Annotated in this window: 28 protein-coding genes, 3 tRNA genes and 1 pseudogene; 16 read left to right on the top strand and 16 right to left on the bottom strand. The window is 65.3% G+C overall.

The features are described from left to right. From ACGFK1_RS28840 to ACGFK1_RS28810, 7 genes are all read right to left on the bottom strand, one after another. Window positions 1-842 (bottom strand): DUF222 domain-containing protein (locus ACGFK1_RS28840; RefSeq protein WP_393437760.1); only part of this gene is annotated, 842 nt, incomplete at its 3' end. Between the two features lie 98 nt (window positions 843-940). Further along, the gene (locus tag ACGFK1_RS28835) at window positions 941-1,354 is read right to left on the bottom strand and encodes an MmcQ/YjbR family DNA-binding protein (RefSeq protein ID WP_393437757.1); all 414 of its coding nucleotides are present in this window, start codon (window positions 1,352-1,354) and stop codon (window positions 941-943) included. Next, window positions 1,347-1,850, bottom strand: a complete 504-nt coding sequence (locus ACGFK1_RS28830) for a metallophosphoesterase family protein (protein WP_393437755.1) — start codon at window positions 1,848-1,850, stop codon at window positions 1,347-1,349. The genes ACGFK1_RS28835 and ACGFK1_RS28830 overlap by 8 nt, the downstream gene beginning before the upstream one ends. Before the next feature lie 9 nt (window positions 1,851-1,859). Further along, window positions 1,860-2,420 carry a DUF664 domain-containing protein gene (locus tag ACGFK1_RS28825; protein WP_393437752.1) on the bottom strand — a complete coding sequence of 187 codons (561 nt, stop codon included), beginning with the start codon at window positions 2,418-2,420 and terminating at the stop codon, window positions 1,860-1,862. A gap of 17 nt (window positions 2,421-2,437) precedes the next feature. After that, on the bottom strand, window positions 2,438-3,136 hold the full coding sequence (locus ACGFK1_RS28820; protein WP_393437749.1) for a Rieske (2Fe-2S) protein: 699 nt from the start codon (window positions 3,134-3,136) through the stop codon (window positions 2,438-2,440). After that, window positions 3,133-3,684: an RNA polymerase sigma factor gene (locus ACGFK1_RS28815; RefSeq protein ID WP_393437782.1), complete on the bottom strand. Its 552-nt coding sequence runs from the start codon at window positions 3,682-3,684 to the stop codon at window positions 3,133-3,135. The genes ACGFK1_RS28820 and ACGFK1_RS28815 overlap by 4 nt, the downstream gene beginning before the upstream one ends. 3 nt (window positions 3,685-3,687) lie before the next feature. Further along, a complete protein-coding gene (locus tag ACGFK1_RS28810; RefSeq protein ID WP_393437746.1) occupies window positions 3,688-4,161 on the bottom strand; it encodes a DoxX family protein in 474 nt (157 codons plus the stop codon). A gap of 85 nt (window positions 4,162-4,246) precedes the next feature. Between ACGFK1_RS28810 and ACGFK1_RS28805 the strand changes: the two genes are divergently transcribed. The 4 genes and pseudogenes from ACGFK1_RS28805 to ACGFK1_RS28790 all read left to right on the top strand — a co-directional run. Next, window positions 4,247-5,617: an adenylate/guanylate cyclase domain-containing protein gene (locus ACGFK1_RS28805; RefSeq protein ID WP_393437743.1), complete on the top strand. Its 1,371-nt coding sequence runs from the start codon at window positions 4,247-4,249 to the stop codon at window positions 5,615-5,617. Window positions 5,618-6,067: 450 nt separating this feature from the next. Then, on the top strand, window positions 6,068-6,493 hold the full coding sequence (locus tag ACGFK1_RS28800) for a cupredoxin domain-containing protein (protein WP_393437740.1): 426 nt from the start codon (window positions 6,068-6,070) through the stop codon (window positions 6,491-6,493). 55 nt (window positions 6,494-6,548) lie between these two features. Beyond that, window positions 6,549-6,722 (top strand): hypothetical protein, encoded by a 174-nt coding sequence (locus ACGFK1_RS28795; protein ID WP_393437737.1) that lies wholly within the window; start codon window positions 6,549-6,551, stop codon window positions 6,720-6,722. A 589-nt stretch (window positions 6,723-7,311) separates the two neighbouring features. After that, window positions 7,312-7,689, top strand: a pseudogene (locus tag ACGFK1_RS28790) (site-specific integrase); the annotation flags it as partial. On the opposite strand, the gene ACGFK1_RS28785 reads toward ACGFK1_RS28790, so the two are convergent. Both ACGFK1_RS28785 and ACGFK1_RS28780 read right to left on the bottom strand, forming a co-directional pair. After that, window positions 7,660-7,735: transfer RNA gene (locus ACGFK1_RS28785), tRNA-Arg, on the bottom strand. The pseudogene ACGFK1_RS28790 and the gene ACGFK1_RS28785 sit on opposite strands and share 30 nt — an antisense overlap. Window positions 7,736-7,783: 48 nt before the next feature. Beyond that, window positions 7,784-7,872, bottom strand: a tRNA-Ser gene (locus ACGFK1_RS28780). Window positions 7,873-7,955: 83 nt separating this feature from the next. Between ACGFK1_RS28780 and hisC the strand changes: the two genes are divergently transcribed. Then, on the top strand, window positions 7,956-9,005 hold the full coding sequence (gene hisC / locus ACGFK1_RS28775; RefSeq protein ID WP_393437734.1) for a histidinol-phosphate transaminase: 1,050 nt from the start codon (window positions 7,956-7,958) through the stop codon (window positions 9,003-9,005). Here hisC and ACGFK1_RS28770 read toward each other — a convergent pair. Next, a complete protein-coding gene (locus ACGFK1_RS28770; RefSeq protein WP_393437731.1) occupies window positions 9,002-9,583 on the bottom strand; it encodes a TIGR03086 family metal-binding protein in 582 nt (193 codons plus the stop codon). The genes hisC and ACGFK1_RS28770 overlap by 4 nt on opposite strands. Before the next feature lie 41 nt (window positions 9,584-9,624). On the opposite strand from ACGFK1_RS28770, the gene ACGFK1_RS28765 reads away from it, so the two are divergent. From ACGFK1_RS28765 to ACGFK1_RS28750, 4 genes are all read left to right on the top strand, one after another. Next, window positions 9,625-10,080, top strand: coding sequence for a hypothetical protein (locus ACGFK1_RS28765; RefSeq protein WP_393437729.1), 456 nt, complete (start codon window positions 9,625-9,627; stop codon window positions 10,078-10,080). Between the two features lie 20 nt (window positions 10,081-10,100). Then, complete coding sequence (locus tag ACGFK1_RS28760; RefSeq protein ID WP_393437726.1) at window positions 10,101-10,925, top strand: crotonase/enoyl-CoA hydratase family protein; 825 nt, start codon at window positions 10,101-10,103, stop codon at window positions 10,923-10,925. A 131-nt stretch (window positions 10,926-11,056) separates the two neighbouring features. Beyond that, entirely contained in the window at window positions 11,057-12,160 is a 1,104-nt protein-coding gene (locus ACGFK1_RS28755; RefSeq protein WP_393437723.1) for a type III polyketide synthase, read from the top strand. Between the two features lie 8 nt (window positions 12,161-12,168). After that, on the top strand, window positions 12,169-12,669 hold the full coding sequence (locus ACGFK1_RS28750) for an isoprenylcysteine carboxyl methyltransferase family protein (RefSeq protein WP_393437720.1): 501 nt from the start codon (window positions 12,169-12,171) through the stop codon (window positions 12,667-12,669). Here the strand turns inward: ACGFK1_RS28750 and ACGFK1_RS28745 are convergent. Both ACGFK1_RS28745 and ACGFK1_RS28740 read right to left on the bottom strand, forming a co-directional pair. Continuing rightward, entirely contained in the window at window positions 12,623-13,567 is a 945-nt protein-coding gene (locus tag ACGFK1_RS28745; protein ID WP_393437717.1) for an NAD-dependent epimerase/dehydratase family protein, read from the bottom strand. The two genes, ACGFK1_RS28750 and ACGFK1_RS28745, sit on opposite strands and share 47 nt — an antisense overlap. Next, window positions 13,567-13,974 (bottom strand): hypothetical protein, encoded by a 408-nt coding sequence (locus ACGFK1_RS28740; protein ID WP_393437714.1) that lies wholly within the window; start codon window positions 13,972-13,974, stop codon window positions 13,567-13,569. Before ACGFK1_RS28740 ends, ACGFK1_RS28745 begins: the two co-directional genes overlap by 1 nt. Before the next feature lie 45 nt (window positions 13,975-14,019). Here ACGFK1_RS28740 and ACGFK1_RS28735 point away from each other — a divergent pair, with 45 nt between their 5' ends. After that, window positions 14,020-15,414: a PLP-dependent aminotransferase family protein gene (locus tag ACGFK1_RS28735; protein ID WP_393437711.1), complete on the top strand. Its 1,395-nt coding sequence runs from the start codon at window positions 14,020-14,022 to the stop codon at window positions 15,412-15,414. Window positions 15,415-15,466: 52 nt separating this feature from the next. On the opposite strand, the gene ACGFK1_RS28730 is transcribed toward ACGFK1_RS28735, so the two are convergent. Further along, window positions 15,467-15,553: transfer RNA gene (locus tag ACGFK1_RS28730), tRNA-Ser, on the bottom strand. A gap of 44 nt (window positions 15,554-15,597) precedes the next feature. Continuing rightward, window positions 15,598-16,110 carry a MarR family winged helix-turn-helix transcriptional regulator gene (locus tag ACGFK1_RS28725; protein WP_393437709.1) on the bottom strand — a complete coding sequence of 171 codons (513 nt, stop codon included), beginning with the start codon at window positions 16,108-16,110 and terminating at the stop codon, window positions 15,598-15,600. Window positions 16,111-16,188: 78 nt separating this feature from the next. Here ACGFK1_RS28725 and ACGFK1_RS28720 point away from each other — a divergent pair, with 78 nt between their 5' ends. Beyond that, a complete protein-coding gene (locus ACGFK1_RS28720; RefSeq protein WP_393437706.1) occupies window positions 16,189-17,163 on the top strand; it encodes an NAD(P)H-quinone oxidoreductase in 975 nt (324 codons plus the stop codon). Between the two features lie 8 nt (window positions 17,164-17,171). Here ACGFK1_RS28720 and ACGFK1_RS28715 read toward each other — a convergent pair whose 3' ends face one another. Then, window positions 17,172-18,368 carry a cysteine desulfurase-like protein gene (locus ACGFK1_RS28715; protein WP_393437703.1) on the bottom strand — a complete coding sequence of 399 codons (1,197 nt, stop codon included), beginning with the start codon at window positions 18,366-18,368 and terminating at the stop codon, window positions 17,172-17,174. Window positions 18,369-18,492: 124 nt separating this feature from the next. Here ACGFK1_RS28715 and ACGFK1_RS28710 point away from each other — a divergent pair, with 124 nt between their 5' ends. The 5 genes from ACGFK1_RS28710 to ACGFK1_RS28690 are packed head-to-tail and all read left to right on the top strand — an operon-like array spanning window position 18,493 to window position 23,476. Next, window positions 18,493-20,436, top strand: a complete 1,944-nt coding sequence (locus ACGFK1_RS28710) for a DUF6541 family protein (RefSeq protein WP_393437700.1) — start codon at window positions 18,493-18,495, stop codon at window positions 20,434-20,436. Window positions 20,437-20,452: 16 nt separating this feature from the next. Further along, window positions 20,453-20,950: a bacterial proteasome activator family protein gene (locus ACGFK1_RS28705; protein WP_393437698.1), complete on the top strand. Its 498-nt coding sequence runs from the start codon at window positions 20,453-20,455 to the stop codon at window positions 20,948-20,950. 6 nt (window positions 20,951-20,956) lie between these two features. After that, the gene (locus ACGFK1_RS28700) at window positions 20,957-21,757 is read left to right on the top strand and encodes an ABC transporter ATP-binding protein (protein WP_393437695.1); all 801 of its coding nucleotides are present in this window, start codon (window positions 20,957-20,959) and stop codon (window positions 21,755-21,757) included. After that, window positions 21,750-22,649 (top strand): glycosyltransferase, encoded by a 900-nt coding sequence (locus ACGFK1_RS28695; RefSeq protein ID WP_393437692.1) that lies wholly within the window; start codon window positions 21,750-21,752, stop codon window positions 22,647-22,649. The genes ACGFK1_RS28700 and ACGFK1_RS28695 overlap by 8 nt, the downstream gene beginning before the upstream one ends. Beyond that, window positions 22,646-23,476: an ABC transporter permease gene (locus tag ACGFK1_RS28690; RefSeq protein ID WP_393437689.1), complete on the top strand. Its 831-nt coding sequence runs from the start codon at window positions 22,646-22,648 to the stop codon at window positions 23,474-23,476. Before ACGFK1_RS28695 ends, ACGFK1_RS28690 begins: the two co-directional genes overlap by 4 nt. On the opposite strand, the gene ACGFK1_RS28685 is transcribed toward ACGFK1_RS28690, so the two are convergent. Beyond that, entirely contained in the window at window positions 23,473-23,991 is a 519-nt protein-coding gene (locus tag ACGFK1_RS28685; RefSeq protein WP_393437686.1) for a methyltransferase family protein, read from the bottom strand. The two genes, ACGFK1_RS28690 and ACGFK1_RS28685, sit on opposite strands and share 4 nt — an antisense overlap. Window positions 23,992-24,012 lie beyond the last annotated feature (21 nt).

Here is a 24,012-nt window from a genome sequence, read left to right as displayed (position 1 = left end):
TGACCCAGCTCACCGCTTTCGAGCACACTGAGCCCGACCGCGACCAACGCATCATGCTGGCGCTGGGCCAGGCTGCGCTGGTCGTTGTCGATCTGCGCCTGCGTCGGGGTGCCCGACACACACGGATGCTCGTCATCGGGATTGCACATCCCCGGGGCGGCCCACTTGGCGAAGATCGCCTCATAGATCGCCCGCGCTTGCGGGGTCAACACCGCCTCCAGGCGGCAATTGCCGTCGGGTTGCTGCGGGCCCATGCGCGCCTGGCGCCGGCGCGCGCGTTCGGTGTCATCGGGTTGGGGGCCGTCTTGATCGAGCAGAAACACCAGCCGCGCCGCGGCGTCCTTCAACGGCTTGGGCCCTACCCCGACCGCAATGCGCACCAAATCGGCTTCGACCTGGGCGCGGGTGGCCGCGTCGACCACCGCCGGAATGGCGTTCATGGCCTCCCGAATGACCTTGACGTGTTCAGCGTTGATCGCCCCGTGCGCCTGCGCGATCGCGGTGCAGGCCAGCACCGGGGCCAACGGCTCCCCGGACAACGCCCGCCGCGGCCCCAACGCCGCGGCCTCGTCAAGGCGGCGGCCGGCCTCACCGGTCGAAATCCGCCACCGGGTGGCCAGCACATCACGCCACGACTTGGCGCCCATCTCCTTGGCCGTGGTCTCGGCCTGCAGCCGGGCCAGCAACCCGTGCCCATGAGCGGGCAGTTGGCAGGTCAACGTTTCGACTTCGTCGAGCACCGCCAGCACCTCGGGGCGGGTCAGCGCATCAACAGGCAGCGCGGCCAACGCAGTATGGGCGGCGCGCAGCGCGACGACCACCTGCACCGCATCCGCACTCATCACTCGAACATATGTTCGAATCCTAAGAACTCATCAGTGCAGTTTTGAAGGAAACTCTGAGAAACCCTTGTGGCGCAACGGGTTCAGCTGCTAGCCGGCTAGCCGCCCTGCTCCGCCAGCCACCGGTCAGCGCGGCGCTTCGACGCCCGTGACAGCCAGGCATCCTGGATCAGCTCGGTCAGCTCGGTTTTGCCGATCCTGCGTAAGTCCTTGGCCCGCACCAGAACCGAGGGATGCCCGTCGAACCGGTCGGTGGTGAAAAACGGCGAGTTCGGATCCTGGATGAGCGCCAGCTTGTCACTTTCGGACTCCACCCAGATCATGATCACATCGGCGTACCGCTCACCGGTCTCTGGATCCTCGGCGTCGGGTTGCGGAGTGCGGAAGAACACGAACGACTTGCCACCGACTTGGTAGATCGCGTTTCCCTTGGGCCCTTCGATCCGCGTGACGTGGGGCATCGAACCGGCGATCTCGTGGACGTCGGCGGTGCGGGCCTTGCGGTCAGGCATGGCGCTCCAGGTTGTGCAGCACGACATCCGAGAGGGCGGCATTGTCGACCGTGGCGGTCATGTACGTGCAGAACGGTTGGCGCCGTCGGTCGGTCGGCGAACCCGGGTTGAGCAACCGGAGACCGGTCTTGGCGGTGGTGTCCCACGGGATATGGCTGTGCCCGAACACCAGCACGTCGGTGTCGGGGTACTCCGCGGCCATCCGCGCCTCGCGCCCGGTGGCCGCACCGGTCTCGTGTACAACGGTGAACCGAAGCCCGCCGAGGGTCGCGTCGGCGCGTTCCGGTAGGCGATTGCGCAACTCCGTGCCGTCGTTGTTGCCCCAGCACGCCACCAATCGCTTGGCGCTCGCCTCGAGGTCATCGAGCAACGACGGTTCGACCCAGTCGCCCGCGTGCAGCACGACGTCGGCCTCGCCCACCTCCTGCCATACCCGTCTCGGCAGGTCGCGGGCTCGTCTGGGGATATGGGTGTCGGCGATGAGCAGCAGTCGCACCAGCCCAACCTATCGGTTGGACGCCGGCCGCCATCCCGGCGGAGGGTCCTCTCCCACACGGCCGTCGACAGCCTCCCTGAGCAGATCCGCGTGCCCGGTGTGGCGGCCGTACTCCTCGATCAGATCGCACAGCAGTCGGCGCAGGCTGGCATGCTCGCCATCGGATGATATGACGTGGACCAGTTGATCGAGCCCGCCGTCAGCTAGCGCCGCATCGAGTCTCGCGCGGGACCGTGCCACCGCGTCGTCCCACAACTCGTAGAGATGGTCGGGCGTATCGCCCGCCGCGGAGGTGAATTCCCAGTCGTCGGTGCCGTCCCACGACGACTCCCACGGTTCGCCGAGCGGGTCGCCCTTCAATTTCTGGGCGAACATGTAGTCCTCGTTGATCGCCATATGCTTGAGCAGGCCGCCAAGACTGAGCCCCGAAGCCCCGATGCGCGTTGCAAGGCCGTTTGCATCCAGGTCGTCGGTCTTCCACCGGAATGTCATGCGCAACCGCTCGAGCGCACCGATGAGGTGTTCCACCTCGGTGCCCGCGAGCGGAGGCTCCCATGGGGTGTCGGTCATGTCGACACCGTATGCGGTCAGGCGGGCTTCGTCGGCGCGAAAACCTCGATCACTCCGTTGCTTTCGCGCACCTGGAACTTGGGCAGCGGTGGCGGCGCGACCGGCAACTGGTGCGTGAGGGTCGCGCCTTCCAGCGAGAACGACGTCGAGTGACACGGGCAACGCAACCGGCTATCGGGCGCGTCCAGCCACAGCTTGCAGCCCTGATGCGTGCAGACGCCGGATACCGCTTCCAGCTTGGCGTCGGTGCGGTGAACGAAGCCGTTGACCACCCCGAGGTCGAAGGCCAGCGCGCCGCCCTCGGGAAGATCGCCGGTCTCGCCGATGGCCTGCCACGCTCCCCGATTGGGTTGCAGCTCGCCTTGAGCCTGAAGGGTCGCCTGCTCGGTGACGGTCGGCGCCAACAGGTTGCGGCCGACCACCAATCCTGCCGCCGCCGACGCCGCGGCCACGGAACCGCCGATCACCACTTCGCGGCGCCGTGGAGCCCACCGCGGATGGTCGACGGCCGTTTGCTCTTCTGCCATTTCGGCGGCCAGTCGGCGATGCAGATCGGTGACGAACTCCTCACGGGGCGCATCACTGCCCAACCGTGCGGCCCGCAACTCGATCGCGGTCCTCATCTGCTCGGCTTCGAAGTCATCGGGGCGAGCGTGCTGGGTGCGCTGTCCGCGCAGCAACCCCTCGACGAATCGGCGTACGGTCCGGTTGCTCACGACGTCGCCTCCTCACCGTGCTGCGCCGCCATCCGCAGCGCGCGGTATTGCAACACCTTGGCGTTCGAGACCGTCACCCCCATTTGACTAGCGGCCTCTCGAACCGAAAAGGCCTGCAGGAAGCGCAATTCCAGTATTTTCCGGTAGTTTTCCGGGAGCCGCTGCAGCAACCGACGGACTTTGTCGGGCGCATCGCTGGCGATCAACTCCGGCTCGGGGGCCTCGGACACATCCTCCTCTATCGACGTCACCGGCTTGCCCATCCGTTCGCCCCAATACGACGCCAGCACCGTGCGAGCCGTCATCCGAAGATACTTGCGCACCTCGGGTACGGTCGCCGTAACCCGCAGCGGCTTCAGGGCCGTCATGAAGACTTCCGCGGTCAGGTCCTCGGCGTCTGGCTGGTTGCCGACCTTGCCGTACATCAACCGGTAGACCCAGGTGACGTTGTCGCGGTAGACCGCATCCCAATCCGCGTACACCGCACCCGTCACGGGTTGAAGCCCCGCCACAGGTTGCGGACGGCGCTCCTCACGCTCGCTGCGGATCACTTACGTGGCTACGGCAGGGATGCGGTCGGCGTTCATCCTGGCGTCGAACGAATATGTCCCAGCACCGACAATGAGCAGGAAAACGCTGCCGCACAGCATGGCGATTTCGAGGCGGCCCTCGTGGAAGAAGTCCCAGAAGCCGCCTTCCTTCGGATACAGCGGAGCGTGGCCCCACAGCAGCGGCACTTTGGTGATTCCAAGCGCGCCCAGCATGTCAACAATCATCGGCAGCGTCGCGAGCCGTGTCAGCAGACCGGCAAGAATCATTGCGCCGCAGCCGAGTTCGGCGATGCCATCCAGGTAGGCGAAGAACGTGCCGCCCGGGATGCCTGCCTTGATGAATCGCCCGGGACCGAGTGCGTCGGGCCGCAGGAACTTGAGTACCCCTTCGCCGGCGAAGATCAGGCCGACGTAGAGCCGGATGAGCACCACGGCGCCTGACGCGCGCGTGGCGGTGAACTGGTTCAGCGTCATGCCAACAGATAGCGGCCAGGGTTACACCGTTGCCGAATTGTCAGAAACGCCCAGTTCAGTGCGGTGGGTGGGATACTGACGATCGATGGCCCAGTTGCCGCGGACGCAGTATGCAAAGGGCCCGGGGGGAGACATCGCCTTTCAGGTGGTCGGCGACGGACCGATCGATCTGGTGGTGGTTCCGGGCTGGTTCTCCCACGTCGACATGCTCTGGCATCACTCGGGATCGGCGTCGTTCATCGGGGACTTCGCGTCCTTCTCCCGCGTGATCCTCTACGACAAGCTCGGGACGGGATTGTCGGATCCGATAGACCGCGTGCCGACGCTGGAAAGCCGCATCGACGACTTGCGCGCGGTGATGGATGCCGCGGGCAGTCAGCGTGCGGCGCTGTTCGGCTTCAGTGAGGGCGGTCCGATCGCCATGCTGTTCGCCGCGACGTACCCGGAGAAGGTGCAGGCCTTGGTCCTCTACGGCACCTACGTCAGCGGGTCAGGCGCCGACGACGGTTCGCCGGGCCGAGCGAAGTGGATCAGGTTGATGAACACGATTCGGCCGACGCTCGACCGGTGGGGTGGCGGTCAAACCATCGACTGGGCGGCGCCCAGCCTGCAGCCCAGCTCGCAGTACCGGGCAGGCATGGGCGCGCTGGAACGGGCAGGCATGAGTCCCAAGATGGCCCGACTGACGTTCGAAGCCGTGCTCACCCAGGTCGACGTCACGGATGTGTTGCCGAGCGTGCGCGTGCCGACGCTGGTGTTGCACCGCAGGGACGAGGCGATTCCGGTGGAGTTCGCCCGCGAGATCGCGGCGCAGATTCCGTCCGCGCGGCTGGTCGAACTGGACGGCGTCGACCATCTTCCCGCGGTGGGCGACATCAAGTCCATCACGGGCGAGGTCGAGCAGTTCCTCACCGGGCATCGGCACGCGCCGCCACCCGACCGGGTGCTCGCCACGGTGTTGTTCACCGACATCGTCGATTCGACGCGGCAGGCGGCCGAACTGGGCGACCGAGGCTGGCGTGAGGTGTTGGGGCGGCACGACGAGCTGACTCGCGAGACGCTCGGCTGCTTTCATGGCCGGGCAGTCAAACACACCGGCGACGGATTCCTGGCGACGTTCGACGGCCCCACCCGCGCCGTCCGGTGCGCGACCACACTCGTCGAACGGATGCCGCAGATCGGCATCGAAATCCGCACCGGTTTACACACCGGCGAGTGTGAGGTTCGCGGTGACGACATCGGCGGTATCGCCGTGCACATCGGCGCGCGAATCGCCGCATTGGCTCGAGGACGCGAGGTGTTGGTGTCGCGCACGGTGAAGGATCTAGTCAACGGCTCCGGCATCACGTTCGCAGACCGCGGCACTCACGTGCTGAAGGGCATCCCTGCGGAATGGCAGTTGTATGCACCCGTCGGCGAACACGATCCCGCCGAGACGGCATTCGATCGAAATTGATTGTGTGCAGAAAGATTCAGAGGTGGGAGTAGGCAGACGTACACAGCGAGTTACTACCCGCAGGGCTTCGACATTCCGATCTCCTCGCTGTTCTTGGGGAGCCGTTATCTTCGTCGCCATCGTCGCGTGTTGTCTTGTCACGTGCAAAGCGAACGAGTCGTTGCGCCGACATCTACGAAGGCCCTGCGGAGTTATGGGCGATCCACGCAGTTTCTCGGCCATCGGGAGACAGCTGCGATGAGGAGATGGGTGGCTTCGCGGGAATGAGGGAACGCGAGCAAGAACAACTCTCTTCGCGCAAAATTACAACCCTTTACCGAGATAGACCCCGGCGGCCGAACTATGAAGGAGTTCGACATGTCAAACGATACGTCCTGACGCTCTCGCCCGCTGCGACGAGAAGGTTAACGTATTTGGCACCGCTGGCTTAGCGAAAAGGCGAGGGACGATATGAAACGCATCGCGGCCCTGATCGGGTCATTTCCACTTTGCGCTGCGGTGCTCTTGGCGTGCGGCGGAACAAACGAGTCACCGCCCTCACCTACTCCCGCAAGTCCGAACGCGCAGTACTCAATTCCACGAGTGCCGTCCCCATCGGCGCCAAGTCCCCCCGGCGCTCAAGAGGCCGCCAGTTCGATCGTTATTTCCAACATGGCGTTCGCCGTGCCGTCGTCTGTCAAACCCGGTGAGCAGCTGACCATCGTGAACAAGGACGACCCGAACCACACCGTCACGGCCGACGAGAACAACCTATTCGACATCCGGATATCCGGGGGTGGCGGCATCGAGATGTTCACCGCTCCAGCGACGCCCGGAACCTACCCATTCCACTGTAAGTACCACGCCAACATGCATGGATTGCTGACAGTCCAGTAAGCCGCCCGAAGGCGTCGCAAGGTTCAAGCAGTGCGCCACCCCTCCGATGCGGTGCATGACGTTGCCGAAGAACAAGATCTGCCATTTCCTCCACGTGTTGCATCCCGGCGACATCACCGAGGAGGAGGCCGAGACCATGGCGGCGGTCCTCCAGCGGGCCTATGACCGCAAGTACACAGGCGTCGTCGACATCAGCTCGGCGCGCAGAAGTGGAACGCTTCGACGCTGACCGCGTCCTACTAGTTGTTCGCCCCGCCACCGATGTCCTATGGCGGGGCAGAACTCGTTTTGCTTCAGCGCAATTGGGGGTAGGTATCAGCCCAGCGGGGGTTGTCGAATCTTGGCGGAGGCGGACGACCCCTGCGAGGCGAACGCCGGGCAGCAACCACGATCGTTGAGCGAGCAGCGAAGGCTCGGCGTTCGTCGCCTCGGCCAACCGCTGCTCGATCCAGACTTGCTAGGTGACTCAGCTGCGCCCTGGATGTCACATCGGTCGCGTACCGCCGCGGAACGGGTGCTCGGCATGCGCAGAAGAAACCGAAGCGTGACCTGAGCGAGGGAACATGCCCATCATGTTCGAAGGTGCTGACCCCAAAGCCAGACGGCTGCCCGCGGCCGCATATCAACGCAAAGACCGGGAAGCACTGCCCTGGAAGCGGAGGCCCGCCCGTTGAGGGCCCAAAGCAGAGGCCTGACAATCGCCGCGTCGGGTCCTCGACCAGCGTCCCCGACAGTCAGCGGCGGTCTACCGACCCTGGGTCGGCGGCACCGGTAGCCAGCTTGAATTGTCGGTGCCCGCCGATACCCTCCCGCCATGCGGCCTGCAAGGTCGGGTATTCGTCAATCGCGACGGTGGATTGATGAGCCCTGCGAACATGCGTCGCGCAGTGCGAACAGCGTTGCCAGATGACCTGTCCTGGGTGACTCCGCACAGCTTCCGTCGCACTGTCGCCAGTGTGGTGCGCGACGCGCACGGCCCCGCGGCGGCTCAGCAGCAGTTGAGTCACGCCAAGCTAGCCACCACAGAAGCCCACTATCTGCAGCGCCAGACGAGCGGCCGTGACGTGCGCGAATCGCTCGATAGGTTCGCCGCAGGGGAAAGTGGAGCGGAAAGTTTCAACTGTGGGCGTGTCGCAAATATCGCTTCCCGCATTTCCGCCGGAAGTTGGCGCGCCCGAAGGGATTCGAACCCCTAACCTTCTGATCCGTAGTCAGATGCTCTATCCGTTGAGCTACGGGCGCAGTGTTGTCGAACTTATTCAGTTGTGCGGCCGACGCAGTCAGCCACGGCGGAGGCGAGAGGATTTGAACCTCCGGTCGCCTTTGAGGGCGACAACTCATTAGCAGTGAGCCCCATTCGGCCGCTCTGGCACGCCTCCTGACGTTTACCGCCGATCCGACAGCGTACACAGGGGCCACAGGCGAAGGCAAAGCGCAGGTAAGCCACCCATAAACTGGTCAGGTGACCGCCCGCCTTCGCCCCGAACTCGCCGACCTGCCCGCCTACACTCCGGGTAAGACCGTGCCGGGTGCGATCAAGATCGCAAGCAACGAGACGGTGCACGGTCCGCTGCCCAGCGTGCGGGCCGCGATCGACAAGGCCGCCGACAACATCAACCGCTACCCGGACAACGGGTACGTCGAGCTGAGGGACCGGCTGGCCAAACACGTCGATGTGGCACCCGAACAAGTCTCGGTCGGCTGCGGATCGGTCAGCCTGTGCCAGCAGCTGGTCCAGATCACCTCGACCGTCGGCGACGAAGTGCTGTTCGGCTGGCGCAGCTTCGAGATCTATCCGTTGCAGGTGCGCACCGCGGGCGCGACGCCCGTGCAGGTGCCGCTGACCGACTACACCTACGACCTCGACGCGATGCTCGCCGCGATCACCGACCGCACCCGACTGATCTTCGTGTGCAATCCGAACAATCCAACCAGCACTGTCGTCGACCCCGATGCGCTGGCCCGGTTCGTCGCGGCGGTGCCGTCGCATATCCTCATCGCGCTCGACGAAGCGTACGTGGAGTACATCCGCGACGGGCTGCTGCCCGACAGCTTCGGGCTGGTCCGCAAGCACAGCAATGTCGTTGTGCTGCGCACTTTTTCGAAGGCCTACGGGCTAGCCGGGCTACGAATCGGCTACGCCGTCGGCGACCCTGACATCATTACCGCGCTCGCCAAGGTTTACGTGCCGTTCACCGCGACCAGCATCTCGCAGGCCGCGGCCATCGCCTCACTGGACGCCGCCGACGAACTGCTGGCCCGCACCGACTCGGTTATCGCCGAACGAACCCGCGTCACAACCGCATTGCGCGATGCCGGATACACCGTGCCGAACTCGCAGGCGAACTTCGTCTGGCTGCCGCTGCCAGGACGAGCGCAGCAATTCGCGAACGACTCTGCCAACGACCGCGTTATCGTCCGCCCCTATGGCGACGACGGCGTGCGTGTCACCGTCGCGGCGCCGCATGAGAACGACGCGTTCCTGACCTTCGCCAAAGGCTGGAACAGCTAGCGCGGCGTGCGGCCGGTGTAGGCGACCAACCGATCCATGGCACCGGCGTCGGCGGCCACATCGACCGGATCGTCGAAGCCGGCGTTGCTGCGACCTGCGGGCGTGATGATCGTCTTGGCCAGGCCGAGCACATAGTCGGACAACGAATCCGGCGCGTCCACCTCACGCCCGGTCGCCTTCGCGTAATCCCAAGCGTGGACCAGGAATTCCAGGGACAAGATGCCCGCCATCATCTTGGCGGGCGCCTCCCCCGTCTGGAACGGCACGGTGCCGTCGAGGCCGCGCCTGTGCCACGCGTCCAGAGCGGGCCGCGCTGCCAGGACCACTTGACGTTCGACCGAATCCGAATTGTCACGCTCGGGCATCTCGGCGCCGGCGGCGCCGCCGATCACCGTGATCGAGTTGAGAAGATGGTCCGTCAACTGAGCAACGTTGAACTCGCGGCACGGCGTCTGCTTCGACTCGTCTTCTTTGGCGAGCCCGTGCAGCACGTGTTCCAGCACCGCGAAAGCCTTCTCGGCGCTCCGCAGTTCATCGGTCGGCGGTGAGTCGGGTCCAGGGCGCAAATCGTCGGGCATGCGCCCCACGCTACGACGCTGCACCGCATATCGTTGCCGGGATGAGGACGCTCGTTTTGGTGGCAGGAGCCGCGCTGATGGTCGCCGGCCTGACCGCCGGGTGCCAGCGCACCACGCCCGGCACCGTCGCGATGACCACCGAACCGGGCCCGCCCATCGCATCGCCCACGCAAGCCCCGCAAAGCACCCTGCCCGGCTTGCCCGGCATCCCGTTGCCCAACATCCCATTACCCAACATCCCGTTGCCCGGCTTGCCGGGAAATACCGATGTTCCCGAAGTGCCTGCACCGCCCGATGCGCTCACAATGAAATGCGACGACTTCAACAAGCTCGACGAGGCCACTCGACTCGCCGTGATCCGCGCGATCCTGGCGCAGGAGAACAACCCGCTGGGCCCCAACGGCGAATCGGTCGGGCAGATGCTCGTCGAAGCCGCGTGTCAGTTCCTGCCCTCGGCAACCGTCAGCGAGGTGCTGATGGGTACGCCACCGAGGTGACTGGCTAGCCTCTTCAGTTCATGGGCAAATCCTATGAAGCCGTCACCGTCGACATCGAGAACCACGTCGCTCAGGTGACGCTGGTCGGTCCCGGCAAAGGCAACGCGATGGGACCGGCGTTCTGGGCCGAAATGCCCGACGTGTTCGCCAGCTTGGATGCCGATCGCGACGTGCGGGCGATCGTGTTGACCGGCGCCGGCGATCACTTCAGCTACGGGTTGGACTTGCCAGCGATGGGCGGTTCGCTCTCAGAGGTGCTCGGCGGCGGCGGGTCGGCCAGGCCGAGGGCGGACTTCCACCAGACCATCCTGCGGATGCAGGGCGCGGTCAACGCCGTCGCCGACTGCCGCACCCCGACCATCGCCTCCATCCACGGCTGGTGCATCGGCGGCGGTGTCGACCTGATTTCGGCGGTCGACATCCGCTACGCCAGTGTGGACGCGAAGTTCTCGGTGCGCGAAGTCAAGCTGGCCATCGTCGCCGACGTCGGAAGCCTCGCGCGGTTGCCTCTGATCCTGAACGACGGGCACCTGCGCGAATTGGCGTTGACGGGGAAGGACATCGACAGCCGCCGCGCCGAGAAGATCGGCTTGGTCAACGACGTCTACGCCGACGCCGAGGCTTCGCTGGCCGCGGCCCACGAGACGGCGGCCGAGATAGCTGCCAATCCGCCCCTTGTGGTCAACGGCGTCAAGGACGTGCTCGACCAGCAGCGCATCGCCCGCGTCTCGGAAAGCCTGCGCTACGTCGCGGCATGGAATGCGGCTTTTCTGCCTTCTAAAGATTTGACAGAGGGGCTTCAGGCAATGTTTGAAAAACGCAAACCTGAATTCACTGGCGAATAATTGTCCCACGTTCTACCTGCGAATACACTGAGAACCGTCGTTGAATTAGCCCTGCTAGAAAATATCGTGTTTAGTGTCACTTTCGCGCTCCGTAATTGAATCATTGACCGCGCTGCGTCGTATTGGTGGGTATGACGGATACAACCCATTCCATCTCATTGGACGACATCGCGGGGCGCACCGGCGCCCCGCACATCGCGGGCACCGGCGTGGCTCTGACCACCAACCGGTACGACCAAGAAGAAGTAGCTCGCGTACTCACCAGCGGCCTCGGGCCAGAGTTCGCCCGATTCGCACAAACCAGTGGCGTGCAGACCCGCAGTCTGGCGCTACCGCTGTCCCGCTACCCCGAACTGACCGGATTCACCGAAGCCAACGAGGCCTATATCAAGGTCGCCCTCGAATTGGGCGGTCAGGCCGTGCGTACGGCGCTCGATGCGGCGCACGTCACCCCCAGCGAGGTGGACGCCATCGTGATGGTGTCCAGCACCGGCGTCGCGGTGCCGACCATCGACGCGCGGTTGGCGTCGCGGGTCGGATTCCGGCCGGACATCAAGCGCATCCCGCTGTTCGGGCTCGGCTGCGTGGCGGGCGCGGCGGGAATGGCCCGCGTCCACGACTACCTCCGGGGCTTCCCCGGCCACGTCGCGGTGCTGCTGTCGGTGGAGCTGTGTTCGCTGACGCTGCAGCGCGATGACATGTCGATCCCCGCGCTCATCGGAGCGTGCCTGTTCGGAGACGGCGCAGTCGCCGTCGTCGCCACCGGCGCCGACCGCGTACCGGTGGCCCCGACGGCGTATCCGGGACCATCGGTGCTTGCCACCAGAAGCAGGTTGTTCCCTGACACCGTCGACGTGATGGGGTGGAACGTCAGCTCCAACGGTTTCGGCCTGGTGATGTCCCGCGACGTACCTGAGATGGCCGACAAGTATCTCGGCGATGAGGTCAACAGCTTCCTCGCCGACCACGGGCTGACCACGGACGACATTTCAACGTGGATGTGTCACCCCGGCGGTCCCAAGGTGCTCGATGCGATCGAGCGCGCCGTCGGTTTGCCGCCGGAAGCCGTTGTGCACAGCCGAGAATCCCTGCGCGAGAACGGGAACTTCTCGTCGGCCTCGGTGCTCGACGTCCTTCATCGCACGATCGCGACGCGGCCTGTGGAAGGGTCGCTCGGCGTAATGCTGGCGATGGGGCCGGGATTCAGCTTCGAACTGCTTCTGATGGGCTGGTAGGAAGCGCCATGTACTACCTGTTCATCCTGGCCATCGCGGGGGAGCGACTTGTCGAGCTCGTGGTGTCCCGGCGCAATGCGAACTGGTCATTTGCCAACGGCGGCAAGGAATTCGGCCATCGTCATTATCCGGTGATGGTCGGCATGCACACCTTGCTTCTCATCTCGTGCATCGTCGAGGTCGCGGTGCTGCACCGACCATTCCTGCCATGGTTGGGCTGGCCGATGGTAGGTGTGGTAGCGCTCAGCACCGTCATGCGGTGGTGGTGTGCCGCGTCGCTCGGCAAGCACTGGAATCCGCGGCTGATCGTCATTCCCGGTGCGGTGCTGGTGAATCGCGGGCCGTACCGCTTCCTGCACCATCCCAATTACATGGCGGTGACCGCGGAAGTGGCGGCGCTGCCGCTTGTGCACTCGGCGTGGCTGACCGCGATCGTGTTCACCATCGCGAACGCGCTCGTGCTCAATGTGCGGATCCGGACCGAGAACTCGGCACTGGGTTACGCGTGACCGGCGTCCAGCCCAGTTCCGCCTTCGCCTTGGCGTTGGACAGCGGCAACCAGGTGTCCCCGAACGCAACTGCCCCGTAGGGTGAGACGAGGGCGAACACCCGACGCGGAATCGGCAACGGCCTCGGCCGGTGCAGTTCGGCGGACATCTCGCGAATGTAGTCACCAAACGACTGCGGCCGGTCGTCGACGATGTTGTAGATCTGGCCGCCGCGGCCCTTGTCCACCGCGGCAGCCGTGGCCTTCGCGACGTCGTCGATGTGAATCCACGACACGATCCCCGTGCCGGTCACCGCGGGCATCGCGCAGAGCTTCACCAACCGGGTGAACAGCTCGGTGTGCGGCACCTGGTCGCCGTAGAAGGCGCCGTAGCGCAACACGATTCCTTCGGTGGCGCTGTGCTGGCCGGAAGTCAGCACGGTCCGCTCCATGCCGCGCAGCGCCTCGAGCATGGCTTCCCCGCCGGGTGGCGGCGGACCGGGATACGGGTCGGACTCGTCCATCAAGGGAGGACCGGTCGAGGGATAGCCGTAGGCGAAGATCACCGATTCCGCGACGAACCTGTGCGCCCCTGCGCGCTGGGCCGCGGTCACCAGATTCGGTACGCCCCGACCCCACAGAGCCCGCGCCGGTTCGAAGTCCTTGACTCGCATGGGCCCTCGCTTCGGCAGCGTGGTCAGCAGGCTGATCACCACGTCGGGTCGGATCGCGGCGACGACGGCGTTGATCTGATCGGCGTCGAAGACGTCGGCCACCACCGGCCGTGCACCTGCCTGCTCGATCTGCGAAGTCTTGGCTGCCTGGCGGGTCAGCCCGACGACGTCGTGGCCGCGGGCGATCAACTCCTTCAGCAGCGGACGGCCGGGCACGCTGGTCGCGCCTGCCACCAGCACGCGCATCAGCGCTTCTCTTCGGCGACGCTGGCGCGCAACGCAATTGCCAGGAACGCGGTGGTCACCACTAGAGCCGCGGCCTCCAGCCAGCCGATTGATTCGCCCGCGGCGTGGTGTGGGTCGATGATGTGGCTGAGCGCGTGCAGCGCCCAGTGCACTGTGGCGAACGCAAGGGCAGGTACCCGCCACGACGGCCAGCGCAGCGCGGCAAGCATCATGAGTCCGAGCGGCAACTCGAACGAGGCGTTGTCGAAAATGTAGTGGTCGTTGCGAGCGCCGAAGTTGCCCAACGTGTCGAAGAACGCCCCGGGCGCGACGAGCATGAAGACCCCGAAGACCACCGAGTACAGCCCGAACACAACCAAAACCACGTCGACGTAGCGGGTTCTTGTGCGGATGGGTGTGGTCGTCATAGGTTCACGCTAGATCCTCACTGGCCTCAGTAAGGCACCACTTCGATGACAATTTCGGGTACCAATTCCGGTCCGGCCGGTCCGGAGCTTCTGGTCGAACTCGATCGCGCCGCGCCCGAACCGCTGCACCGCCAGCTCGTCAACGGTCTGCGTGACGCCATCCGCGCGGGTCGCCTGGCGCCGGCGACCAAACTGCCGTCGAGCCGGGTGCTGGCCGCCGACCTCGGCGTCTCGCGTCGGCTTGTCGTTGACGCGTACAGCCAGTTGGCGGCCGAAGGGTTCCTGCTCAGCAGGCATGGTTCCGGCACACGGGTGGCGGCTGTCGAATCCGCCGCCGAAAACAAGCGCGACCCCGGCGAGCGCGCGAGGCCCTACAAGATCGACTTCGCACCCGGATCGCCGGATCTCGGCAGTTTTCCGCGCCATGCCTGGCTGCGGGCGCTGCGACAGGGCCTCGGGGAGATCGAGTCGCATGCGTTGGGCTACGTTGCGCCACAGGGCCTTCGCTTGGCGCGCGTTGCCGTCGCGGACTACCTGCGGCGCACCCGCGGTGTACTCGCGGACCCTGAGCACATCGTGTTGTGCTCGGGCGTGACCCAGGCCATCGCGCTGCTGGCCTCCGCGCTGTCCGACCATACCGTCGCGATGGAGGATCCCGGATTCTGGCTTCATCGAACGGTGTTGCAACACAACGGAATCGATCCGATTCCGGTCTACGTCGACGGCGATGGCCTCGATGTCGAGGCATTGTCGGCGACGGATGCCACCGCGGTGCTGACGACGCCGGCACATCAGTCGCCGACGGGCGTGGTGCTCTCCCCGGCACGACGCACGGCGCTGGTGCAGTGGGCGCGCGCCGGTCACCTCGTCATCGAAGACGACTATGACGCCGAATACCGGTACGACCGCGCTCCGGTCGGCGCGCTACAGGGCATCGCGCCCGACCGGGTGGTGTATGTGGGCTCGACGAGCAAGACGTTGGCACCGGGCCTGCGGATCGGATGGATGGTGTTACCCGCGGATCACGTCGGGGCGGTGACGTTTGCGAAAGGCCTCGCCGACACCGGCAGTTCGGTGATGGATCAGATCGCATTCACCGGACTGCTGACCTCGGGCGGATACGACAGGCATCTGCGGCAGATGCGCCGCCGCTATCTGGCCCGCCGAAATGCGTTGTTAGAGGCGCTGTCTGAGCATCTGCCGGAGGCAACGGTGCTCGGCGCGGCCGCCGGTCTGCACCTGACCGTGCGGTTCCCGGATCGCATCCGGACCGCGGAGTTGGTCGATCGCGCCGCCAGAATGCAGGTCCGTGTCGAGGCGCTGGCACCCTGCTACGCCGACCCCGACTCGGCGCCGCCGGGTCTGATACTCGGCTACGCGAACCTGACGGAGTCTCAAATCATGGCAGGAGTGCAGGCCTTGGCACTGGCCATGAGGTGACATTGACGAATTGTTGCTGACGGGATTTTCGCAAGCGCAAATTTCTGCGGAGCGGTGGCGGAGGGATTTGAACCCCCGGACGGTGTTAGCCGTCTCTCGCTTTCAAGGCGAGTGCATTAGGCCGCTCTGCCACGCCACCGCCGACAAGAGTACGGGGTGGACGTGGTTGCGCCGCAAAATGGGCTAGACGCGGCCGAGCTTGGCCGGCGGCGCGCCCGCCTTCAGCGCGACACTGATCCGCCGACAATTCTCGCCCATCGCGGCGATCTGCGGGCGAGACAATCTGCCGAGGAAATGCGTGCGTACCCCCTGGCCGTAAGTGAGCATGGCCTCGGCCACCGCGGTACGCCCGTCCTCAGTGATCGACGCCAGTACTCCGCGGCCGTCGTCCGGGCTCGCGCCGCGGCGTACCAGACCCTGTAACTCCAGGCGCCGAATCTGCCGGGTCACGCGGCTCGGCAATGACATCAGCGCGTCGGCGAGGTCCCCCATTCGCGCCGACCCCGTCGCGGACTTGTCCAAGATGTCGAGCAGCCGCACGTCGTTCAGGGTCAAGTGATGTGCGTCCACCAGCGACCGGTTCAGGGTCGCATACATTCGCAGCGCTGAGTCGAGGAAGTTTTGCCACGACCTCTGTTCAGCGATATCTAGACCAGGCATATCACTGGCAGTGCGCCCGGCAATCATCCCCTCCATTTCGCTATAGTAAAGCAGGCAAGCATAGCTCCGTAGGGGAAACCTAGACTGTATTCAGTCCGTAGTAGGGTTGAGCCGATGCGTGCGATCGTGGCGGAGTCAGCCGATCAACTCACCTGGCAAGAAATCCCCAGCGTCACCCCTGATACCGGTGAAGTCCTCATCAAGGTTAGTGCGGCAGGGATCAACCGTGCCGACCTGTTGCAGGCCGCCGGCAACTATCCACCCCCTCCCGGGGCCAGTCAGACCCTCGGTCTCGAGGTGTCCGGAACGGTCGCGGAGGTCGGTGACGGGGTCACTCAATGGGCGATCGGGCAACAAGTCTGTGCTTTGCTGGCGGGCGGCGGCTACGCCGAATTCGTCGCTGTCCCGGCCGGCCAGGTGATGCCGATTCCCGGCGACGTGTCACTGCATCACGCCGCCGGATTGCCCGAAGTCTCGTGCACCGTGTGGTCGAACCTGATCATGACCGCGGGCCTGTCGGCCGGCCAGTTGTTGCTGATCCACGGCGGCGCCAGCGGCATCGGCACACACGGCATCCAGGTGGCTCGCGCGCTGGGCGCCAGGGTGGCCGTCACTGCCGGTGCACAGAACAAACTCGACCTGTGCGCAGAACTGGGCGCCGACCTCACCATCAACTATCGCGACGAGGACTTCGTCGAGCGGGTGCGCGATGAGGGCGGCGCCGACGTAATCCTCGACATCATGGGTGCCAAATACCTCGACCGAAACATCGACGCGCTGGCCACCGACGGTCGGTTGGTGATCATCGGCATGCAGGGTGGTGTGAAGGCCGACCTCAACATCGGCAAGCTGCTCGGCAAGCGTGCGGGCGTCATCGCCACGGCGCTTCGGTCACGTCCGGTCAGTGGCCATGGCAGCAAGAGCGACATCGTCACCGAAGTGGTCGCCAACGTCTGGCCGTTGATCGCCGACAGTCAGGTACGTCCGATCATCGGTGCCGAGTTTCCGATCGAAGAAGCCAAGGCCGCGCACGAGCTGTTGGCCTCGGGTGAGGTGTCGGGGAAAATCGTTCTGCGCGTTGAGGATTAGCCGTCGGATCAGCCCAGCGAGGCAAGAGCGCGCACCAGCTGGTCGACCTCGGCGGTCGTCGAGTAGTGCGCCAGCCCGACGGTCACCGCGCCGCCGATGTCGTTGACCCCGATGACATCCAGCACCCGAGAGCTGACATTGGAGATTGCCAGCACGCCGTTGTCGGCCAGCCGCTGCACCACCTTCTCAGCGGGCACGTCGGTGACCGCGAAGCTCAGCACCGGGATGTGAGTTTCCGGTCTGCCGATCACCATCACCGTCGGTAAGGATCGCAGCGAGGTGAGCAGATAGTCGAACACTCGGTTCATGTAGGTCGACGCCGACTGCATCGAGACGGAAAGACGTTGCCGCCGTGACCCCTGCGCGGACTCGTCGAGGCCGGCGAGATACTCGATGCTGGCGACAACGCCTGCAAGCAAGCCGAATTGGTGGGTGCCCACCTCTAGCCGCGCCGGGCCGGTGGCATACGGGTTCAGCGATACCGAGCCGAACGAATTGATCAGTGACGGGTCGCGGAACACCAGCGCGCCGATCGGCGGACCGCCCCATGCCATGGCGTTGACCGCGACCACATCGGCGTCGATCTCGTGGATGTCGATGAGTCGGTACGGCGCGGCGGCGGAGTGATCGACGACCACCAGACCGCCGACCTCGTGCACCAGCTTGGTGACGGGACGCAATTCCGTCACCGTGCCCAACGTCGACGAGGCCGAACTGATCGCGACCAGACGGGTGGGCGCAGAGATCAGGCCCTCCCACTGCCAAGCGGGCAGCTCGCCGGTCTCGATGTCGACTTCTGCCCACTTCACCTTGGCGCCATAGCGGTTCGCGGCGCGCAGCCACGGCGCGATGTTCGCCTCGTCGTCGAGGCGCGTCACCACCACCTCATAGCCGAGACCGACGCGGGACGACGATGCGTCCGCCAGCGAGGTGAGCAGGACCGCGCGGTCGGCGCCCAGCACCACTCCCCGCGGATCGGCGTTGATCAGATCGGCAACCGCCTGGCGTGCGGCGTCCAACAGTGCGGCGCTGCGTCTTGCCGACGGATGTGGCCCCACGGGGGTCGGCATCGAACCGCGGAACGCAGTCGAGACCGCTCTGCCGACGGTGTCAGGGAGAAGCATGCCGTGCTGCGCATCGAAGTGCACCCAGCCATCGCCCAACGAGGGGTGCAGACCGCGCACCCGGGCGACGTCGTATGCCATGCCAGCCCACCTTAGAGCGTCTGTGAGTTCATGAACCGAGACGATTTTTGCGGATGCCCGGCCGCGCCCTGTCGCTGCCCATGCCGTGCCCGGACCGAGTCACCTGGGCAGCCATACTAGTCCAGTGAGCTTGGGGTTCGGAGTGCTAATCGCACTGTCTTTGCTGGTGATCCCCGGCGCAGTCGTGGCACGCGTCAGTCGGCTAACTTGGCCGACGGCCGTCGCGGTCGGCCCGGCCCTGACCTACGGCATTGTGGCATTGGCCATCGTGCCGTTTGGCGCACTTGGCATCCCGTGGAACGGGTGGACGGCGTTGTTTGCTCTGGCCGTCATGACGGGCCTCGCGTACGGTTTGCGGGTCGCGCTGGCCCGTGTTCGCGACGTCGACGCCGAAGCGCGGGCGGCGAGTCGCGGGCCCGCATTGGTGGTGGCCGCAGGTGTGCTGTTAGGCGCCTTCTTGATCGGGTTGGCGGCGGTTCGCGGCATGCCGAACTGGCAGTCGATTCCGAGTAACTGGGATTCGGTCTGGCACGCGAACACCATTCGCTTCATTCTCGACACCGGTCAGGCCTCGCCGACCCACATGGGCGAGCTGCGCAATGTCGAAACACACGAGGCGCTGTACTACCCCTCGACGTTCCACGCGCTGGCCGCAGTGTTCAGTCAACTGTCCGGCGCCGCACCCACGACCGCCTACACGCTGAGCTCACTGGCCGCCTCGATCTGGCTGTTCCCGGTCAGCGCCGCCGCTCTGACGTGGCACCTGTTGCGCGGCCGAACCGATCAGTCACGCGCCGCGGGAGCCGCGGCCGCCGCGGCCGCGCTGTCGGCCTCGTTCACCGCCCTGCCCTACGTCGAGTTCGACGTCGCGTCGATGCCCAATCTCGTCGCATACGGCCTCGCCGCGCCGAGCATGTTGTTGGTGGTCTCAGCGCTGCGCCACCGCGACCGCATTCCTCTCGCGGTGCTGGCCCTGCTGGGGGTGTTCTCGGTGCACATCACGGGCGGCGTGGTGGCGGTCCTGTTCGTCGCGGCGTGGTGGCTTTTCGACGCGTTGTGGCATCCCGTCCGCGGACGCGTCGCCGACTTCGTGAACTTGTTGATCATCGCGGTACCGACGTTGGCGCTGCTGCTGCCGCAATTCCTCGGCGTGCTGCAGGAGGCCGAGATCATCGCGGGGCACGCGTTCGTCACGCACGAAGGCAAGAAGCGGGGCCTGATCGACGCCGTCGTGCAGCACACCCGCCACCTCAACGACTTCCCGATCCAATGGGTGCTGATCATCCTGGCGGCCGTCGGGGCGCTCGTGCTGATCGCGCGGCGAGTGTGGTGGCCGCTGGCGGCGTGGGCGCTGTTGGTGGTGGCGATCGTGCATTCGTCGGCGCCGTTCGGTGGGCCGATCGGCGCGCTCACCGGGAAGTTCAGCGATCTGTTCTACAGCGATCCGCGGCGGCTGTCGGCGGTGATCACGATGCTGCTGGCGGCGGCGGGCGGCATCGGGGTGTTCACACTGGCCTCGGCCGTGGTGGCGGGCGCTCGCAGGGTGATCGCGAGGGGAAGCCCACGGGCCTGGAGCGCGGCGACGGCCGCCATCGTGGCGACCGTCAGCATCGGCATCGGGCTCGCGTATCTACCGCGGGCCCAATTTCTGTTCGGCGAGAAGTACGACCGGGTGATGGTCGACGCGAAGGACCTGCAGGCCTGGTCGTACCTGGCCACCCTGCCGGGAGCCCGTGACACCTTGATCGCCAACGCGAACACCGACGGCACGGCGTGGATGTACGCCGTGGCCAACCTGCACCCGCTGTGGACCCACTACGACTATCCGGTGCAGCAGGGGCCGGGTTACCACCGATTCATCCTGTGGGCCTATGCCGATGACGCCGACAACGATCCACGCGTCGCCGAGGCGGTCAAGGCGCTCAACGTGCGCTACGTGGTCACCAGCACACCGGTCGTCCGCGGGTTCGTGATGCCCGACGGGCTAGTGTCGCTAGATAGGTCACGGTCGTGGGAGAAGATCTACGACAACGGCGAGGCCCGAATCTACGAATGGCGCGGGAACTAGAGGGAACGCAGAGGCAATGACTGCAAACACCGACGACGACAACATCGAGATCATCAGCGGCGATTCCGGCGATGAGGAGAGCGACAACAAGTCGCTGACCGACCTCGTGGAGCAGCCCGCGAAGGTGATGCGCATCGGCACCATGATCAAGCAGCTGCTTGAGGAAGTGCGCGCCGCACCGCTGGACGACGCCAGCCGCAACCGGCTGCGCGAGATCCACCGCACCAGCATTCGCGAACTCGAGGACGGGCTGGCGCCGGAACTGCGTGAGGAGCTCGAACGGCTCACGCTGCCGTTCACCGAAGACGGCGTGCCGTCCGACGCCGAACTGCGTATCGCTCAGGCGCAGCTCGTGGGCTGGCTGGAGGGGTTGTTCCACGGCATTCAGACCGCGCTCTTCGCACAGCAGATGGCCGCCCGGCAGCAGCTGGAGCAGATGCGCGGACAAGGCGCTCTGCCGCCCGGTGTCGCTGTCCCCGGCCAGCGCGGCGGCGGGACCGGTCAGTACCTGTAGCTCGGCGTGGTTCACATCGAGACCCACAACGCGTGGGTGGAGTTCCCGATCTTCGACGCGAAGACGCGCTCGTTGAAGAAGGCGTTTCTCGGCAAGGCCGGCGGCGCTATCGGGCGCAACGAGTCCAACGTCGTGGTCATCGAGGCGTTGCGCGACATCACGATGTCGCTGGAATTGGGCGATCGGGTCGGTCTTGTCGGCCACAACGGCGCCGGGAAGTCGACGCTGCTACGACTGCTGTCGGGAATCTACGAGCCCACCCGCGGGGTGGCCTCGGTCACCGGCCGGGTGGCACCGGTGTTCGACCTCGGCGTCGGCATGGATCCGGAGATCTCGGGTTTCGAGAACATCATCATCCGCGGGTTGTTCCTCGGTCAGACGCGAAAACAGATGCTGGCCAAGGTGGACGAGATAGCGGAGTTCACCGAACTCGGCGATTACCTGTCGATGCCGCTGCGCACCTACTCGACCGGTATGCGGGTGCGGTTGGCGATGGGCGTGGTCACCAGCATCGACCCCGAGATCCTGCTACTCGACGAGGGTATCGGCGCAGTCGATGCCGACTTCCTGAAGAAGGCCCAGACGCGGCTGCAGAGTCTGGTCGAACGATCCGGAATCCTTGTGTTCGCAAGTCATTCCAACGAATTCTTGGCGCGGCTGTGCAAGACCGCGATGTGGATCGACCACGGCACCGTCAAGATGACCGGCGGCATCGAGGAGGTGGTCGGCGCCTACGAGGGGCCGGACGCCGCGCGGCACGTTCGCGAGGTGCTGGAAGAGAACTCCCGTGAGCGGGCGCATGACTGAATTCGTGTGCACCGTGGTGGTCACGCATCGGCGCCCCGACGAACTCGCGAAGTCACTCGAGTCCGTTTCCGCGCAGACGCGGGCACCCGACCATCTCGTGGTGGTGGACAACGACGACGATCCGCGGGTGCGCGAGATCGTGAACGCCCAGCCAATCGCATCGACGTATCTCGGTTCGCGCCGAAACCTCGGCGGCGCAGGCGGGTTCGCATTGGGCATGTTGCATGCGCTCGCGTTGGGCGCCGACTGGGTGTGGCTGGCCGACGACGATGGGCGGCCCGCCGACTCCGAAGTGCTCGGCACTCTGCTGGCGTGTGCTTCGACGTACCGGCTCGCCGAGGTGTCACCGATGGTGTGCGACATGGCGGATCCACAACGGCTGGCTTTCCCCTTGCGCCGAGGACTGGTGTGGCGTCGACGCGCAAGCGAATTGCGCACAGGCACCGAGGATCTGCTTCCGGGGATCGCATCGCTGTTCAACGGCGCGCTGTTCAGGGCATCGACGCTGGAAGCGGTCGGCGTTCCGGATCTTCGGTTGTTCGTGCGTGGCGACGAGGTAGAGGTGCACAGGCGGCTGCTGCGCTCCGGGCTGCCGTTCGGGACCTGCCTGAACGCGGTCTACCTGCATCCGCACGGCAGCGACGAGTTCAAGCCGATTCTCGGCGGCCGAATGCACACGCAGCATCCCGACGACGCGTCGAAGCGGTTCTTCACCTACCGCAACCGTGGCTATCTGATGTCGCAACCGGGGATGCGAAAACTATTGCCACAGGAATGGATCCGGTTCGGCTGGTATTTTCTGGTCTCCCGGCGTGACCCAGCAGGACTGTGGGAGTGGATTCGGCTGCGGCGCCTGGGCCGCCGCGAAAGATTCGAGAGGCCGACACAGTGACGTTCACCGACGCGGCAGCGCAGTCGCGCACGATGAGCCGCGCATGGGGCGATCTCGTCGCGGGCTTCACCAAGCGCGAGTTGTGGCTGCATCTCGGCTGGCAGGACATCAAGCAGCGCTATCGACGTTCGGTGCTGGGCCCGTTCTGGATCACGATCGCGACCGGTACCACCGCCGTCGCGATGGGGTTGCTGTATTCGAAGCTGTTCAAGCTGCCACTCGAGGAGCATCTGCCTTACGTCACGCTGGGCCTGATCATCTGGAATCTGATCAACGCCTCGATCCTCGAGGGTGCCGAGGTGTTCGTCGCCAATGAGGGGTTGATCAAACAACTTCCGACTCCGCTGAGCGTGCACGTCTACCGCTTGGTGTGGCGGCAGATGATCCTGTTCGCCCACAACATCGTCATCTTCGTGATCATCGCGATCATCTATCCGAAGCCTTGGAAATGGACCGACCTGGCGGTCATTCCCGCGCTCGGCCTGATCGTGCTGAATTGCATATGGGTGTCACTGTGTTTCGGCATTCTGGCCACTCGTTACCGGGACATCAGCCCACTGTTGTTCAGCCTCGTGCAGTTGTTGTTCTTCATGACGCCGATCATCTGGAACGAGAAGACGCTGCAGCAGCAGGGCGCCGGCTCCTACGCCAGGATCGTCGAACTCAACCCGCTGCTGCATTACCTCGACATCGTCCGCGCGCCGTTGCTCGGCGCCGATCAGGAGTTGCATCACTGGGTGGTGGTCATTGTGCTGACCGCGATCGGCTGGATCCTTGCCGCGATGGCGATGCGTCAGTACCGGGCGCGCGTGCCGTACTGGGTCTAGACGCGACTCGGTTCCCACGCCGTAGGCCGGGGGATCCATCGGGGAACGTGATGCCGATACTCGTCGTAATCGGCGCCGAAGCGTCGGCGCAGGTGCGGCTCCTCGACGGTCCGGATCGCGATCAGCACGCAGGTGAAGAAGAACGCGAACCAGCCGAACAGCCATGGCGATGCCGTGGCGATCGCGGTGCCGAGTTGAATGCCGAACACACCCGTCATCATCGGGTTGCGGACGTGTCGATACGGGCCGCGGACGACCAGCTTCACCGGTGAGCCGATCGCCAGGGTGCCTTCACCGACGCGGTCGAACAGCACGACCGTCCACACCAACATGGCGACGCCCGCGGCGATCAACAGGCCACCCGCCGTGGCCAGCGCGAGACCTCTGGCAGTGCTCAAGTTCGGCGCATGAACGCCGGCAGCCGCCGCGATGGCCCACGGTATGAAAACCGTCATCATCGCGGGCGCCAGTAACACCGAAAGCAGATGCCGCCACCACAGTCGTCGACGTGCCATCGTCGCTCCTTCTTCAACAGT

Origin of the sequence: Mycobacterium sp. NPDC048908, from assembly GCF_043197955.1 — a bacterium.
Taxonomy (GTDB): domain Bacteria; phylum Actinomycetota; class Actinomycetes; order Mycobacteriales; family Mycobacteriaceae; genus Mycobacterium.
Note: the sequence above shows the minus strand (reverse complement) of the source record. Positions and strands in the feature narration are given on the sequence as shown.